This window comes from Mucilaginibacter sp. PPCGB 2223, assembly GCF_001705515.1.
In the GTDB taxonomy this organism is placed as follows: Bacteria; Bacteroidota; Bacteroidia; order Sphingobacteriales; family Sphingobacteriaceae; genus Mucilaginibacter.
Map to the genome: position 1 here is coordinate 669,569 of NZ_MDJS01000001.1, position 14,966 is coordinate 684,534.

Here is a 14,966-nt window from a genome sequence, read left to right on the forward strand (position 1 = left end):
TAAAATCTATTGATATTGTAGGCTTTATATTGAGTTAACAAGTAAGTTTAAGATTTGTTTTTTTAAATAATTGATAACAGATGTTTAAATTAATTATCATTTTTTTAATTTTTATAATAAATATTAGTCTGAAATTTGATAATGTGAAAAAAACATTAAACATTTTATAATTTTCATCATATTGCCTAACTTCGTTATTACACCTTTTAATAGCGTTTTTGAACGAACATGGAACTTACTGATTCTAACCAGCAGGGTTTATACAGGCCCGAATTTGAACACGACTCGTGCGGTACCGGCTTTATTACCCACATTAACGGACAAAAATCAAACCAGATCATTTTAGATGCCCTGACCATTTTAGAAAATATGGAGCATCGCGGCGCTTGCGGCTGCGACCCGCTAACGGGCGACGGTGCGGGTATTTTGATACAATTGCCGCACGAATTTTTTATGGACGAATGTGCCGCCCTCGAGATAAGCCTGCCCGAACCCGGCGAGTATGGTGTGGGGATGACCTTTTTTCCAAAAGATCCCACAGTTAAGAAAGCCTGCCGTAATATTATTAAAAACGCTGTTGAAAAGCTGGGTTTGATATTTTTAGGTTATCGTAAAGTACCTGTGGATAACTCTGGCATCGGCGAAACTGCCAAAGCCGCCGAACCGGATGTAGAACAGTTGTTTATTGGCCGCCCGCACCATATTACCAACGCCGACGATTTTGAGCGTAAGTTATATGTGCTGCGGCGCTTCATCACCAAAACCGTTAACGAAACGCTGAAAGACGCCGTTGCCGATTTCTATTTCACCTCGTTATCGTGCAAAACCATTATTTATAAAGGTCAGTTAACCACCTACCAGGTACGCCAGTATTTTAACGATCTTTCTGACCCGCGTATGGAGTCGGCCTTTGGTATGATCCACTCGCGTTTCTCAACCAATACTTTCCCGTCCTGGCGTTTGGCGCAGCCGTTCCGCATGATTGCTCATAACGGCGAGATCAACACCCTTACGGGCAACCTCAACTGGTTCTATTCGGGTGTGAAATCGTTAGCTTCATCCTATTTCAGCCAGGAAGAGATGGAGATGTTATTGCCGGTGATCGACAATAACCAATCCGACTCAGCCTGTTTGGATAATATTATCGAAATATTGCTGCACACCGGTCGTTCGTTACCGCACGTGATGATGATGCTCATCCCCGAAGCCTGGGATGGCAACGAGCAGATGGACCCGCTTAAGAAAGCGTTCTACGAATACCATGCTACCCTGATGGAACCATGGGACGGCCCGGCTGCTATTTCGTTTACCGATGGTAAGCTGATCGGCGCTTTGCTCGACAGGAACGGCCTGCGCCCGCTGCGCTACGTCATCACCAAAGATAACCGTGTTATTGCAGCATCAGAGGCGGGTGTATTAGCTTCGCTTCGCGAGTCTGATGTGGTACGCAAAGGCCGCTTGCAGCCCGGCAAGATGTTTTTGATCGATACCGAACAAGGTAAGATCATTGCTGATGATGAAATCAAAAGAAAAATAAGCTCGCGACAGCCTTATGGCCGCTGGCTTGAAAATTATAAGATCCGACTGGAGGAACTGGCCGAGCCGCGTTTATCGTTCTCGAGCCTTTCGGCCGATTCGGTGTTCCGTTACCAGCAGGTATTCGGTTATTCGCGCGAGGATATCGAAACCATTATCATGCCGATGGCGCTTGATGGTAAAGAGCCCGTTGGTTCGATGGGTACCGACGTGCCGCTGGCTGTTCTGTCCGACAAGCCCCAGCATTTATCGAGCTACTTTAAGCAATTCTTTGCGCAGGTAACTAACCCGCCGATCGACCCGATCCGCGAGCGCCTGGTGATGAGTTTGGCAACATTCATCGGCAGCAATGGCAATTTGCTGGATGAAGATAAAATGCACTGCCATTGCGTGGCGCTAAAACAGCCCATCCTTACCAATTATGAGCTCGAAAAGCTGCGCAGTATCGATACAGGCTTGTTCCATGCTAAAACACTGCAAACTTATTTTAAAGCCGATGGCCAGCCGGGCTCGCTCGAAAAGGGGATAGCCAGGCTTTGCCGCTATGCAGAAGATGCAGTTGAAGACGGTTTTGAAGTATTGATCCTTCAGGATCGTGCAGTTGACTCTGAACATGCGCCGATACCTTCATTAATGGCAGTATCGGCCGTACACCACCACCTGGTACGAAAAGGCCTGCGTGGTTCGGTAGGTTTGGTTGTTGAGGCTGGTGATATCTGGGAAGTACATCACTTTGCCTGCTTACTGGCTTTTGGCGCTACGGCCATCAACCCATATTTGGCCCTGGCTACTATCGATACATTGAAAGCCGAAGGCAAATTAGGTGCGAGCCTCGACCAGAAAGCTTTACAAAAGAACTATGTGAAAGCCGTTAGCGATGGCTTGCTGAAGATATTCAGTAAAATGGGTATCTCAACTTTACAATCATATCACGGTTCGCAAGTGTTTGAGATACTGGGACTTAATCAGGACGTGGTAGACCGTTGCTTTGCAGGAGCCGTAACCCGCATAGGCGGTTTAGGTTTGGATGAGATAGCCCGCGAGGCACTATGCAAACACCGCATCGGTTTCGGCGCATCGAAAGACGCCAGCCATCTGTTACCAGAAGGCGGCATTTACCAGTGGAAGCGCCGCGGCGAGCAGCACCTGTTCAACCCGCAAACCATCCACCTGCTGCAGCACGCTACCCGTACCAACGACTACAACGTTTATAAAAACTATGCTAAACTGATCAACGATCAGACAGATAAGCATTTTACCATACGCGGTATGCTCGATTTTGCGCACCACCGCGAAGCGATCTCTATCGACGAGGTTGAACCGGCAGAAGCCATCATGAAGCGCTTTGCTACAGGCGCGATGTCGTTCGGGTCTATCTCGCACGAAGCGCACAGCACTTTAGCGATAGCCATGAACCGCATCGGCGCTAAAAGCAATACCGGCGAGGGCGGCGAGGACGAAATGCGTTATATCCCGCTGGAGAACGGCGATTCGATGCGCTCGGCTATCAAACAAATCGCTTCGGCAAGGTTTGGTGTAACTGCCAACTACCTTACCAATGCCGACGAATTGCAGATAAAAATGGCACAAGGCGCTAAACCTGGCGAGGGTGGGCAGCTACCAGGTCATAAAGTTGACGAATGGATCGCGAAAACCCGCCATGCCACACCAGGCGTAGGTTTAATATCACCGCCGCCGCACCACGATATTTACTCGATCGAGGATCTGGCGCAATTAATATTCGATTTAAAAAATGCTAACCGTGCTGCGCGTATCAATGTAAAGCTGGTTTCGAAGGCCGGTGTTGGTACCATTGCTGCGGGCGTTGCCAAGGCTCATGCCGATGTGATCCTGATCGCAGGATACGACGGCGGTACCGGTGCATCGCCTATCAGCTCGATCAAGCACGCCGGTTTGCCATGGGAGTTAGGTTTGGCCGAAGCTCACCAGACACTCGTTCGCAACAAACTGCGCAGCCGCGTGGTATTGCAGGCCGACGGGCAAATGAAAACCGGTCGCGATTTAGCGATAGCCTGTTTAATGGGCGCTGAAGAGTGGGGCGTTGCTACCGCTGCCCTGGTTGCAGGCGGCTGTATCATGATGCGTAAATGCCATTTGAACACCTGCCCTGTAGGTGTTGCCACCCAGGATGAAGAGCTACGTAAGCTGTTCAGCGGCAAACCGGAGCATATCGTCAACCTGTTCCGCTTCCTGGCCGAAGAGATGCGTGAGATTATGGCCGAATTAGGCTTCCGCACCATTAACGAGATGGTCGGCCGGGTACAGTTCCTGAAAGTGAAAGAGGGTCTGAAACACTGGAAAGTGAAGAAAGTCGATCTTTCGGGTATCTTACACCCGGTATCGAATGCCAAAGGCTTAACGCTTTACAACAGCGAAAAACAGGATCATGGTATGGACGAGATACTGGATTGGAAATTGCTGGAGCAAGCCAAGCCTGCTTTGGAAGACCAAAGCCCGGTATTCGGATCGTTCGAAGTGAAAAACACCGATCGTACCATCGGCACCATGTTATCCAACGAGATATCGAAAGTGTATGGCTCGGCAGGATTGCCCGAAAATACCATTAACTACAAGTTCGTCGGCTCGGCCGGGCAAAGTTTCGGCGCTTTTTCAACCAAGGGCTTATCCTTTGAACTGGAAGGCGAAGCGAATGATTATGTAGGTAAAGGTTTATCGGGTGCGCAATTGGCTATTTATCCATCAAAAGAAGCAACCTTTACTCCTGAAGAGAATATCATCATCGGTAACGTGGCCTTGTATGGCGCTACCTCCGGTGAAGTATTTATCCGCGGTATGGCAGGCGAACGTTTTGCCGTGCGTAACTCGGGCGCCACAGCAGTTGTAGAAGGCGTAGGCGATCACGGTTGTGAGTACATGACCGGCGGCCGCGCGCTGATCTTAGGTTCGACCGGCCGCAACTTTGCTGCCGGTATGAGCGGCGGTTTAGCCTGGGTTTACGATCCGGAGCACACATTCACCGAAAACTGCAATACCGAAATGGTCGACCTCGACCCGCTGTCGGCAAAAGATAAGGAACAGATCGTTACATTGCTGCGCAAGCATGTACAAATTACCGGAAGTACCGTTGCTAAATCTCTGCTGGAGAACTGGGAAGCGGCACAACTCAAATTTGTTAAAGTATTCCCGCGAGAGTACAAAAAAGTTTTGCAACAGGCACAATATCAAACAATAAGCTAAGTAGAGTAGAATAATGGGCAAACCAACTGGATTTAAAGAATTTGGAAGAGAGCTTCCGTCCAAGATATCGCCAAAAGAGCGTATCGCTAATTATAAAGAATTTGTTAGCTTATACCCTGAAGAAAAGCTGAACGAACAGTCGGCCCGTTGCATGAACTGCGGCGTACCGTTCTGCCATTCGGGCTGCCCGCTGGGCAACATCATCCCCGAGTTTAACGATGCTGTTTACCGCAAGGAGTGGGAGGAGGCTTATACGATCTTATCGTCAACAAATAATTTCCCCGAATTTACAGGCCGTATTTGCCCGGCTCCGTGCGAGTCGGCATGTGTACTGGGTATTAACAAGCCACCGGTAGCTATCGAGGAGATCGAGAAACATATCATCGAGATCGCTTACCAGAAGAACCTGGTGAAAAAAACCGCTCCGCTGATCAAAACAGGTAAAAACGTGGCCGTAGTAGGCTCCGGCCCGGCAGGTTTAGCCGCTGCAGCACAGTTAGCAAAAGCAGGTCATACCATAACCGTTTACGAGCGTGATGACAACCCGGGCGGTTTACTGCGTTACGGCATCCCTGATTTTAAGCTGGAAAAAGGTGTTGTCGAGCGCCGTATCAAGGTGATGGAAGAAGACGGTATCGTGTTTAAATGCAACACCGAAGTTGGTAAAGATATCAGCCCTGAAGAGTTGATCCGCAATAATGACGCAGTAGTCCTGGCCGGCGGATCGACCATCCCGCGTAATTTGCCTATCCCCGGAAGGGAGCTGAAAGGCATTTACTTTGCGATGGATTTTCTGAAACAACAGAACAAACGTGTGAGCGGTATCGATTTTAAAGGCGAGGCTATTTCGGCGGCGGGTAAAGATGTGGTAGTGATCGGCGGTGGCGATACCGGCAGCGACTGCGTAGGTACATCAAATCGCCAGGGAGCAAAATCGGTTACCCAGTTTGAGGTAATGGGCAAACCGCCAGAGCAACGCACCGTACACATGCCGTGGCCAACTTACCCGATGCTGCTGAAAGTAACCAGCAGCCACGAAGAAGGAGCGGAGCGCCACTGGGGTGTGAGCACCAAAGAGTTTTTGGGCGATGAAAACGGCAACCTGCGCGCACTGAAAGTTGTAGACGTAACCTGGGAGCTCGACGTGATGAACCGCCCGGTAAAACCAACCGAGGTTGAAGGTTCGGAGCGTGAGATACCTTGTCAGGCTGTATTTTTAGCCATGGGCTTCCTGCATCCGCAACACCACGGCATGTTGGAGCAATTAGGTGTCGACCTGGATGAGCGTAAGAACGTAAAGGCCCGCGAGGGTGTCTATCGCACCAATGTAGGTAAAGTATTTGCAGCAGGCGATATGCGCCGCGGTCAGTCGCTGGTGGTTTGGGCCATTAGCGAAGGCCGGGAATGCGCACGTAAAGTAGACGAATTTTTGATGGGACATTCGGCTTTGGAAAGCAAGGACGCTATCAATATGTTTGAACAAGTGTTTTAACTAACCAAACCTTATATATAGTTTCAACGGGATGGCAAAAAATCATTTGCTGTCCCGTTTTGTTTTATAACTTTATGCACCCAATTTTCGTTAAACTTAACTGATGAGACAGTGCATACTTACCCTGCTGGCAATTTTTGCTTTTGCCAACAGCTGGTCGCAAACCCCTTTAAAAGCCGGAGATAAGGCGCCCCTGTTCTCTGGCGTCGATAACAACGATAAAAAGCTCAACCTTAAATCGCTGATGAAGGATCATAATGCCGTAGTGGTATTCTTTTATCGCGGCCAATGGGATACGTACTGCATCAGGCAAGTGAAAAATATGCAGGACTCGCTGCACCTCATTACTGCAAAAGGAGCGGTAGTGATTGCGGTTACACCCGAAACCGACCTGGGTATCATCACCACCATATCCAAAACCGGGGCGTCGTTCCCTATCATTCATGATATCCAGTACAAAATTATGAAGGCTTTCGGCGTAAACCTCACGGTTGATGATGCCACGCTGGCCCTGATGAAAAAATACAAGATCGATATGGACGTGAACAACGGCAACAACGACCATGTTCTACCGGTACCGGCCACCTTTATCATCGATAAAAAGCTAAAGATATCCCACGTGTTTTTCGACCCTAATTATAAACACCGGGCATCAGTACAACAAATCGTCGCTGCTTTATAATCCTGAGTAATAATCATAACCCAGCTCGGCCCAGTAATCGCGCGGGCGCTGATCGCTGAAGTTAATGGTACCAATGCGTTTCAGGTTTTTGATACCGTATTTTACCGGGATGATCAGCCTTAAAGGTGCGCCATGGTCCAAGGGAAGCGGCTTGTCGTTTACCTCGTAAGCCAGCATGGTTTGCGGGTGCATCACGCTTGGCATATCCAGGCCTACGTAATACTGTTTATCTGGCGTTTCCATTCCGCAATACTCGAGTTTCGCTTCCTCTTGCAGACCGAAGTGTTCTATAAAATCACTGAATTTCAGGCCACCCCAGTGCGATATCTGGTCCCAGCCTTCAACGCACTTAAAATCGAACACGATCTCGGTTTTAGGCAAGGCGCGTATCTCATCTATCGTAATCTTTAAAACCTCGCCCGATTTCTTTTTTACCTGTAATACCCAGGCTGCCGGGTCGAACTTAGTTTTGAGGCCCTCATCGCTGTTCACACGCACGTTTTTTGCGGCCATTTCTTTAGGATAGGTACGTACCAGGTGCTTTTCGTTATAAAACAGCTTCCTGAAGAACAACTCGTTTTTATTGAGCGCCCGGCGTAACGGGGCGTGTGCGCCCGCGGTTACACCAGCAACCTCATCAGGCGATTTCAGCAACCAGCGCCACGAACCATAAGCGGCAACTCCCAACGCTGTAAATGTGCCGAAAGCGATAAAGCTCCGCCGTTTGATCTGAGCGTCGAGCAAAGCATCCTGCTCTTTCGCGATTTGTTCGGGCGTTTTGGCTGCCGGTTTTTCCGGTTCGGGGTTTTGTTCTGGATCAATTGGCGTTTCCATCGTCTATCGGTGTTTCGGTTACAGGTGGTACAGTTTCTGCAGAGGGCTCTTTAACAACTTCGAACCCGGTGATCACCGACTGGAAATTACGCCAGCCGGCCAATACTACCTGTAAAATGTGAATCAAAAAAAAGAATACGTAACCCAAAGTCAATATAAAATGGATGATGCGCGCCACATGGTAACCACCGCACAACCAGCACAACCAGTTAAACTGCACGGGCTTGTAAATCGCTAAACCGGTAGCTATTGAGCCAAAACCCATCACAATAATGGCTGAGTAGGCAATGCGTTGCGCAGCATTATACTTGCCTTGCGGCGGAGCCGTTTTACGGATGTGGAGATCGTGCAATAGTACCAGCCAGGCTTCTTTAAACGATTTTTTTTCGGGAAACAGATTGCGCCACTCGCCCGAAATGATGCTGTATACCACATACAGGAACCCGTTGAGAAAGAAGAACCACATCATAAAGAAATGGAAAGCCATCCCTTCGGCCAGGCGGCTGCTGAAATGGAAGAAGCGGTAAAAACCCTCAGGGAAGAATTTGAAAAACACATGCCCGCCTATGCTGAGGGTATATACATCGTTGCCCCAGTAAATAAGCATGCCGCTCCAGATCATGATGGTGAGCACCGGGAAATTAACCCAATGGAACCAGCGCATAGCCAGCGAATGTTTCTCTTTGATCTTTCTCATTTTAAACTCCTTGTGCAGTTATTCGTTGTGCCGACAGTACTTCGCCTGTCGAGGTGTTTTGTACAAAACCGATGATATCCCATGTTTGCGGGTTATAACCTTCGGGCAAATGTAAACTGGCATTGCCATTCGGCTGGTGCAGGGTTATAGCATTTAAACTCTTTACGATATTGATGTGCGACAGGGTGCGGCCGCCATTCTCGCCATGTTTTACCTGGGTTGAGGCCGATTTTAGTACAAAGGCTATCAGTAAAGCGTTACCACCCCGGGTTTGGTATTGTACGTTCAGCTCACTATGGTCGATGCGGATGTTGCTGAAGGTTAAACTATTGTTGTCGGTTTTTTGCAGACCGGTTTGAATGGCATTGTGCAGCGTACCGTCTTCCGACCCTACAAACTCACGTTTACCGTTCACCACAATCTGCGGCGTATAAACCTCGGCATTCAGCCAGGCCGCGTACTGGCGCTGGCGCTGCGAAAACACCGCGCTGCTAAACTGATCCTTCCAACCCAGGTTGTTCCAGTAGTCGACATGGTAGGCCAGGATATAAACAGGTTTGTCTTTAGTTTCCTTTTGCACGCGCGCCACCAGTTCGTCGGCCGGCAGGCAGCTCGAGCAGCCCTCGCTGGTGAATAATTCTATCAGCGCGAAGCCGTTGCCGGTATAGCTGGTATTTGTTTTTTTGCTTGTTCTGAAAGCTGCAAGGCTAAATAAGCCGGCAATGAGTAACAAAACGGATATCGCTATTTTATAGGTTTTCATTGGGTTTTGGATAAGTTAAAATTTTACAATTATCCCCTTCGTCGGTATATACGTAATTACCTTACAATAAATTTATAAATATTTTTGCATTCTTTGCGGATAAGAAAGCAGGATAATCAAGTTTGTGCGCCATTTTGTTTACACGCATTTTGTTTTGTAGCTTAGTATAAACTTAAACTCCCGATTATGAGAAAAATCATTCCAGTTGTTATCGCCGCAGGTTTTCTGGCGGCGTGTAACGGCCATGCAACGCTGACTGTCGGCGGCGACAGTACAGCCGTTAAGGCTGAGAAAAACCGCATTACGGCCCTTACGGCGGTACAGAATTTAAGCGACAAAAAGATCGACCCGATGTTTACAAGCTGCGCTGCTGATTTTATTGATTATGGCAACGGCGAAGACAAACCGATGAAAAATCAGGACTCTGTCAAAACCATGCTTAAAGCCTTTATTGCTGCTTTCCCGGATTATAAAGAAAGTAACCTGATGGCCTTTGCCCATGGCGACAGCGTAATTGTAACCGGAACGGTAACCGGTACCTTTAAAAACGAGATGATGGGTATGAAACCCACAGGCAAAAGCTTTAAATACGACGATGCCGATATCTTTACCTTCAATAAAGACGGTAAAATGACATCGCACCGCAGCATACAGTCAACAGCAACCTTCTTTTCGCAGTTAGGTGTAGCGCCGCCGCCACCACCGGCCCCGCCTAAAGATAAAAAATGATAAAAGCTTCAAATGTCAGTATAAGTAGCACCACCCCGTGCTACTTATCTGTTTACATATGATTATGCGCAAAAACCTCATCCTTTTGGGGACACTTACCGGCATAATATTGCTGGCTGTAGCCATGCTGTGCTATCCCGGCGGCTCACCGCCCGACGCACACTCGGTAGGGTACAGCTTCTGGCATAATTATATGAGCAACCTGTTCAGTCCGAAAGCGATGGATGGCGCCGATAACCTGGCACGGCCCTGGGCTTCGGCAGGCATGTTTTTCCTGGCGCTGAGCTTTGGTTATTTCTTTATCAAATTCTCCAAAAACATCGATAACAAAGGCGCATCGAAGGTGATCAGGTATTGCGGTGTAGCAGCCGTGATCTGTACTTTTTTAACCGTAACTCCGCTACACGATGCCATGTTGCCCATCCTCAGTACGCTTACCCTTATTGCCTGTTTCTATATCACGGTGTTTATCTTCAAAACCAAACTGCACCTGTTTAAAGTATTTTCTGTCGTCATGATGCTGCTTTTTTATGCCAGTGTGTACCTGTATTTCAGCAGTACTTACCTGGATATTTTGCCTGTCATCCAAAAATTAAGTGCTATCATTAACATTGCCTGGGTTTTGTGTTTGGAGTATTTTACGGATAGGAGGGATTTTGAGGGTGTTACCCGATAACAGGTTATCAGTGGAGGGTTATAGAGTCGGTTGCATGTACCTTTTTTACTCTTTTGATAAACTCTGCATAATCGCGTGGATGCTCGTTGGATACCTGTACAAGCACGCTGTCGCCAATCTCTAAAGTATCCATGCCCGCAAAAATTTCGGTGGTGAGGGAGTAGCCTTTAAGGTCGAATCTTACATCATAATCACAACCATTTTTGGTCAGCGTTTTAACCGTTATCACCCCACGCAGAATGGTACTGTTTTTTAATGCCTCATTGCGCTGGCTATCGAGGCAGGTACCGATCAAAGCCGATAAGCCGAAAACTACAATAACTACTATAAGGATCTTCAGTTTTTGAGACCTGGTTGTTGGTTGCCCTTCACTCATATACAAATATAAAAATAGCGCCATACGCGGCGCTTATATCTGTCAGCAAGCTTTTTTCTTTTCAAACGTTAAATTAAAAAGTTTTGGTGTTTTATATTCGCCAAAAAATTAACATTAATTTAACATGTTGAAGTATTGCCTTGCCTTTTTACTATTGTTAACGATGCCTGCTGCCTTTGCGCAAAATTCAAAAGTGGGCACCTGGGGAATTGCCACGCTGGTATTACCCGGCGACAGCAGCCATAAATGGGGCGGGTACAGCGAGTTCCAGGTGCGTACCAACGGCGTGATGAGCCAGTTTATGTACGATGAGGTAAAGGCAGGCATAAGCTATGATATCGACAAGGATTTTACCGCGCTTATAGGCACCGGCCGCTATACCACGTTCGATTATCAGAACGTAGGAGCAGGGCCCGTTACCACCGAGAACCGTTTATGGGAGCAGATCACTACCAACCAGTTTCTGTACCGCCTGAAGCTCGAACACCGTTACCGCGTGGAGCAGCGCTGGGTAAACGGCGATTACCGTAACCGATTCCGCTACAGGCTCAACGTGTTTGTGCCTTTTAACCATAGCAAGATCATCGCGAAAACCTGGTTCCTGTCGGTGTTCGACGAGGTTTTCCTGAACAATGAAGTGCCCAATTTTGAACGCAATCGGGTATCGGCCGCCCTGGGCTACCAGTTCGACAGATCGTGGATATTCCAGGCCGGCTGGATAAACCAGTATAATTATACCCCGGCGGCCAGCGGCAACAAAAACAACCTGATGCTTATCCTCATGTACCGCATCCACCGTAAAAACGCCGTACCGCGCGAGCATTTACCAACGACGAGCGATTGATGCGAAAAATATCTTAAATTAGTATATCATGAGCGACGCGAATCTAAACCTAAAAAACGGCGACTATTGCCATGTTACAGCCGGTATCCACAAAGGCAAACAAGGCACCGTGCGCGATATCAACATCAGCAAAACCGGCCACATGACCATCACCGTTGTACAACCCAACGGCGACAGGTTTAAAACTTTGGGTAGGAATGTGGTGGTATCGGGCAGTTAAATTTTAGAAAGAAACAGGGGAAATGATACGTCAAAGAACTGCGGGGTCATTCTAATCAAAAAAATTGCTTGCAAACCCTCTGTTGTGGCATGTGCCTTTAAGCCTGTAGCAGGCTGGTTATTGTGTTTTGTGAAACTGCCGACGGTTGGATCAGTCCCGCTCAAGCTGGTTACCCGTATTACGCACGGCCCGCATTGATTTACCAAAGATAAAAAACGGCGGGGTAAAACCTGTCTCACAGTTTTAAGACAGCTGCCGCAAAGATACAGCTGATAGCTTTGTAAACCGGTGCAGCATTTACTGCACTAATGCAAAAACAGCGCAGCGTATATAAATATTTACTTTATTTAATTATTCTCTTTATTTACTTTATTAGTTTTGTCCCGATCGTGTCCCGATGCTGTCCTGATCGTGTCCCGGTGCTGTCACGGTGCTGTCCTGTTATTTTTTAATTTACTGGTTAAGTTGTTTATTAACAGTCTGTTAATTTGAGTGTTGCTGTCTTTTGTTATTCGAAGTCTCTGACTTGTAGTAGTTAAATCCTGCCAACAACTTTTGCTGTTCGGAGTCTCCTGACTTCGAACCATTATGTTTGCAGTCTGAAGACTACAGGCATATGCATCCAAAGTTGGGAGACTTCGGATAGCTTCAGCACGCGTGCCGCGTGTATCTCCAAAACCACTAACCATTCACACCTCGCCCCACAACCCATTTAACATTATTTAACAATTTACTTTAACATATCGCTTGTGTGAAATTTCATGTCGTATAAATTTGCGGTTCGAATTGAAATAAACAGACAAAGGAGCAAAGATCAAGGAGCAAAGACAAAAAAGTCCTTACTCCTTGATCCTTGTTCATTCATCCCAAAAAAACATGGAAGAATATAGAAGCACCAATGAAGCTGCGCCGGCACCGGTTTCATACTCAACGGATATCCGCGCGCTAAACGAGATGATACAGCGCGAAAGCGAGTTTATCGATCTGCTTAAAATGGAGATGGATAAGGTGATCGTCGGTCAGAAATATATGGTGGAGCGCCTGCTGATCGGCCTGTTGGCCGACGGGCATATTTTGCTCGAGGGCGTACCCGGGCTGGCAAAAACCCTGGCCATCAACACGCTGGCCAAATGCATCCAGGCCGATTTCAGCCGCATCCAGTTCACACCCGACCTGCTGCCCGCCGATTTACTGGGCACCATGATCTATAACCAGAAAAAGGAAGAGTTCATTGTGCGCAAGGGCCCGTTGTTCAGCAACTTTATCCTGGCCGATGAGATCAACCGTGCGCCTGCCAAAGTGCAAAGCGCGCTGTTAGAGGCCATGCAGGAGCGCCAGGTAACCATCGGCGAAAGCACCTTCCCGCTGCCGTCGCCGTTTTTGGTACTGGCTACGCAAAACCCCATCGAACAGGAAGGAACTTACCCGCTGCCCGAAGCGCAGGTGGACCGTTTTATGTTGAAAGTGGTAATCGGCTACCCAAGCAAAGAAGACGAAAAACGCATTATCCGCGCCAATATCTCGCCATCGGGTATGTTAAAACCAAACCCGGTTATCAAGCCCGAAGATATCATCAAGGCCCGCAAAGTGGTTCGCGAGGTATATATGGACGAAAAGATAGAGCAATACATCATCGATATCGTATTCGCCACCCGTTTCCCGGAGCAGTACAAACTGGCGAGCTATAAAAACCTCATCAGCTACGGCGCATCACCGCGTGCAAGTATTAACCTGGCCCTGGCTGCCAAGGCATATGCGTTCATCAAACGCCGCGGCTATGTCATCCCCGAAGATGTGCGTGCCGTTTGCCACGATGTGCTGCGTCACCGCATCGGCCTAAGCTACGAAGCCGAAGCCGAGAACATTACGCAGGAGGATATTGTAACGGGGATTTTGAACGCGGTAGAAGTACCTTAATGGTATCGAGTATTTAGTATCAAGTATCGAGACCCATTGCTTGTCGACGTCGTCCGAAATACTTGATACTTGATACTCGCTACTTGATACTAAGAAGTTATGGCCAGAGACACCAAAGAGCTGTTAAAAAAAGTACGGAAAATTGAGATCAAGACCCGCGGGTTGAGCAATCACATATTTTCGGGCGAATACCATTCGGCATTCAAGGGCCGTGGCATGGCTTTCAGCGAAGTGCGCGAATACCAGTTGGGAGACGAGATCCGCACCATCGACTGGAACGTGACAGCCCGTTTTAACCATCCATACGTCAAAGTGTTCGACGAAGAGCGCGAATTAACCGTAATGTTGCTGATGGATGTAAGCGGCTCAGGAAATTTCGGTACACAGCAACAGCAAAAGCAGGACCTGGCGGCCGAGTTATGCGCTGTGGTTGCTTTCTCTGCAATACAAAACAACGATAAGGTCGGCGTGATCTTTTTCAGCGATAAGATCGAAAAGTTCATCCCGCCCAAAAAGGGCAGGAGCCATATCCTGATGATCATCCGCGAGCTGATCGACTTTAAACCCGAAAACAAGGGCACCAACGTGGCCGAAGTTTTAAAGTATTTTACCCGTGTGATCAAAAAACGCAGCACGGCTTTCGTGATCTCGGATTTTATGAGCCCGGCGTTTAGCGATGAACTGAAGATAGCCAACAAAAAGCACGATATCATCGCGCTGCGTTTGTACGATAAGCACGAAGAGGAATTCCCTGATCTGGGCCTCATCCCTGTAAAAGACGAAGAAACCGGCCTGCTGCAATGGGTAAACACCAGCGATAAGGAAGTGCGGCAGGCTTTCAAAGCCGAAGCCCTGAAACGAAACGCCATATTGCAGGATACCTTCCGCCGCAGCGGTGTGGATACAGCCGATATCGGCACACACGAATCGTATGTTAAACCTTTGATGACATTATTTAAAAAGAGGGAAGGCAGGCGTTGA

Annotated in this window: 13 protein-coding genes; 9 read left to right on the forward strand and 4 right to left on the reverse strand. The window is 48.0% G+C overall.

Annotated features, from left to right (window positions below):
- Window positions 1–228 precede the first annotated feature (228 nt).
- The 3 genes from gltB (at window position 229) to BEL04_RS02610 (ending at window position 6,929) form a co-directional block, all read left to right on the forward strand.
- On the forward strand, window positions 229–4,755 hold the full coding sequence (gltB, locus tag BEL04_RS02600; RefSeq protein WP_065999878.1) for a glutamate synthase large subunit: 4,527 nt from the start codon (window positions 229–231) through the stop codon (window positions 4,753–4,755).
- Window positions 4,756–4,768: 13 nt separating this feature from the next.
- On the forward strand, window positions 4,769–6,247 hold the full coding sequence (locus BEL04_RS02605) for a glutamate synthase subunit beta (protein WP_065999880.1): 1,479 nt from the start codon (window positions 4,769–4,771) through the stop codon (window positions 6,245–6,247).
- Between the two features lie 103 nt (window positions 6,248–6,350).
- Entirely contained in the window at window positions 6,351–6,929 is a 579-nt protein-coding gene (locus BEL04_RS02610; protein WP_065999882.1) for a peroxiredoxin family protein, read from the forward strand.
- Here BEL04_RS02610 and BEL04_RS02615 read toward each other — a convergent pair.
- Genes BEL04_RS02615 through BEL04_RS02625 form a run of 3 tightly spaced genes read right to left on the reverse strand, consistent with a single transcriptional unit; the run spans window position 6,924 to window position 9,223 of the window.
- Window positions 6,924–7,763, reverse strand: coding sequence for a molybdopterin-dependent oxidoreductase (locus tag BEL04_RS02615; RefSeq protein WP_083227733.1), 840 nt, complete (start codon window positions 7,761–7,763; stop codon window positions 6,924–6,926). The genes BEL04_RS02610 and BEL04_RS02615 overlap by 6 nt on opposite strands.
- Window positions 7,747–8,460, reverse strand: a complete 714-nt coding sequence (locus tag BEL04_RS02620; protein ID WP_065999884.1) for a cytochrome b/b6 domain-containing protein — start codon at window positions 8,458–8,460, stop codon at window positions 7,747–7,749. Before BEL04_RS02620 ends, BEL04_RS02615 begins: the two co-directional genes overlap by 17 nt.
- Window position 8,461: 1 nt before the next feature.
- Entirely contained in the window at window positions 8,462–9,223 is a 762-nt protein-coding gene (locus tag BEL04_RS02625; protein WP_065999886.1) for a thioredoxin family protein, read from the reverse strand.
- A gap of 186 nt (window positions 9,224–9,409) precedes the next feature.
- Here BEL04_RS02625 and BEL04_RS02630 point away from each other — a divergent pair, with 186 nt between their 5' ends.
- A complete protein-coding gene (locus tag BEL04_RS02630; RefSeq protein ID WP_065999888.1) occupies window positions 9,410–9,952 on the forward strand; it encodes an ester cyclase in 543 nt (180 codons plus the stop codon).
- Between the two features lie 64 nt (window positions 9,953–10,016).
- The gene (locus BEL04_RS02635) at window positions 10,017–10,628 is read left to right on the forward strand and encodes a hypothetical protein (RefSeq protein ID WP_139112899.1); all 612 of its coding nucleotides are present in this window, start codon (window positions 10,017–10,019) and stop codon (window positions 10,626–10,628) included.
- 7 nt (window positions 10,629–10,635) lie between these two features.
- On the opposite strand, the gene BEL04_RS02640 is transcribed toward BEL04_RS02635, so the two are convergent.
- Window positions 10,636–11,004, reverse strand: a complete 369-nt coding sequence (locus tag BEL04_RS02640; protein WP_065999890.1) for a hypothetical protein — start codon at window positions 11,002–11,004, stop codon at window positions 10,636–10,638.
- A gap of 124 nt (window positions 11,005–11,128) precedes the next feature.
- On the opposite strand from BEL04_RS02640, the gene BEL04_RS02645 reads away from it, so the two are divergent.
- The 4 genes from BEL04_RS02645 to BEL04_RS02660 all read left to right on the forward strand — a co-directional run bounded on the left by BEL04_RS02645 (window position 11,129) and on the right by BEL04_RS02660 (window position 14,966).
- Window positions 11,129–11,848, forward strand: coding sequence for a DUF2490 domain-containing protein (locus BEL04_RS02645; protein WP_065999892.1), 720 nt, complete (start codon window positions 11,129–11,131; stop codon window positions 11,846–11,848).
- 28 nt (window positions 11,849–11,876) lie between these two features.
- A complete protein-coding gene (locus BEL04_RS02650) occupies window positions 11,877–12,068 on the forward strand; it encodes an RNA-binding protein (protein WP_065999895.1) in 192 nt (63 codons plus the stop codon).
- A 954-nt stretch (window positions 12,069–13,022) separates the two neighbouring features.
- On the forward strand, window positions 13,023–13,985 hold the full coding sequence (locus BEL04_RS02655) for an AAA family ATPase (RefSeq protein WP_371327585.1): 963 nt from the start codon (window positions 13,023–13,025) through the stop codon (window positions 13,983–13,985).
- A gap of 99 nt (window positions 13,986–14,084) precedes the next feature.
- On the forward strand, window positions 14,085–14,966 hold the full coding sequence (locus BEL04_RS02660) for a DUF58 domain-containing protein (RefSeq protein ID WP_065999900.1): 882 nt from the start codon (window positions 14,085–14,087) through the stop codon (window positions 14,964–14,966).

What these genes read in the sequence shown, in the direction of transcription:
- gltB (WP_065999878.1), top strand. Translation starts at nt 229, where the DNA reads ATGGAACTTACTGATTCTAACCAGCAGGGTTTATACAGGCCCGAATTT.
- BEL04_RS02605 (WP_065999880.1), top strand. Translation starts at nt 4,769, where the DNA reads ATGGGCAAACCAACTGGATTTAAAGAATTTGGAAGAGAGCTTCCGTCC.
- BEL04_RS02610 (WP_065999882.1), top strand. Translation starts at nt 6,351, where the DNA reads ATGAGACAGTGCATACTTACCCTGCTGGCAATTTTTGCTTTTGCCAAC.
- BEL04_RS02615 (WP_083227733.1), bottom strand. Translation starts at nt 7,763, where the DNA reads ATGGAAACGCCAATTGATCCAGAACAAAACCCCGAACCGGAAAAACCG.
- BEL04_RS02620 (WP_065999884.1), bottom strand. Translation starts at nt 8,460, where the DNA reads ATGAGAAAGATCAAAGAGAAACATTCGCTGGCTATGCGCTGGTTCCAT.
- BEL04_RS02625 (WP_065999886.1), bottom strand. Translation starts at nt 9,223, where the DNA reads ATGAAAACCTATAAAATAGCGATATCCGTTTTGTTACTCATTGCCGGC.
- BEL04_RS02630 (WP_065999888.1), top strand. Translation starts at nt 9,410, where the DNA reads ATGAGAAAAATCATTCCAGTTGTTATCGCCGCAGGTTTTCTGGCGGCG.
- BEL04_RS02635 (WP_139112899.1), top strand. Translation starts at nt 10,017, where the DNA reads ATGCGCAAAAACCTCATCCTTTTGGGGACACTTACCGGCATAATATTG.
- BEL04_RS02640 (WP_065999890.1), bottom strand. Translation starts at nt 11,004, where the DNA reads ATGAGTGAAGGGCAACCAACAACCAGGTCTCAAAAACTGAAGATCCTT.
- BEL04_RS02645 (WP_065999892.1), top strand. Translation starts at nt 11,129, where the DNA reads ATGTTGAAGTATTGCCTTGCCTTTTTACTATTGTTAACGATGCCTGCT.
- BEL04_RS02650 (WP_065999895.1), top strand. Translation starts at nt 11,877, where the DNA reads ATGAGCGACGCGAATCTAAACCTAAAAAACGGCGACTATTGCCATGTT.
- BEL04_RS02655 (WP_371327585.1), top strand. Translation starts at nt 13,023, where the DNA reads ATGATACAGCGCGAAAGCGAGTTTATCGATCTGCTTAAAATGGAGATG.
- BEL04_RS02660 (WP_065999900.1), top strand. Translation starts at nt 14,085, where the DNA reads ATGGCCAGAGACACCAAAGAGCTGTTAAAAAAAGTACGGAAAATTGAG.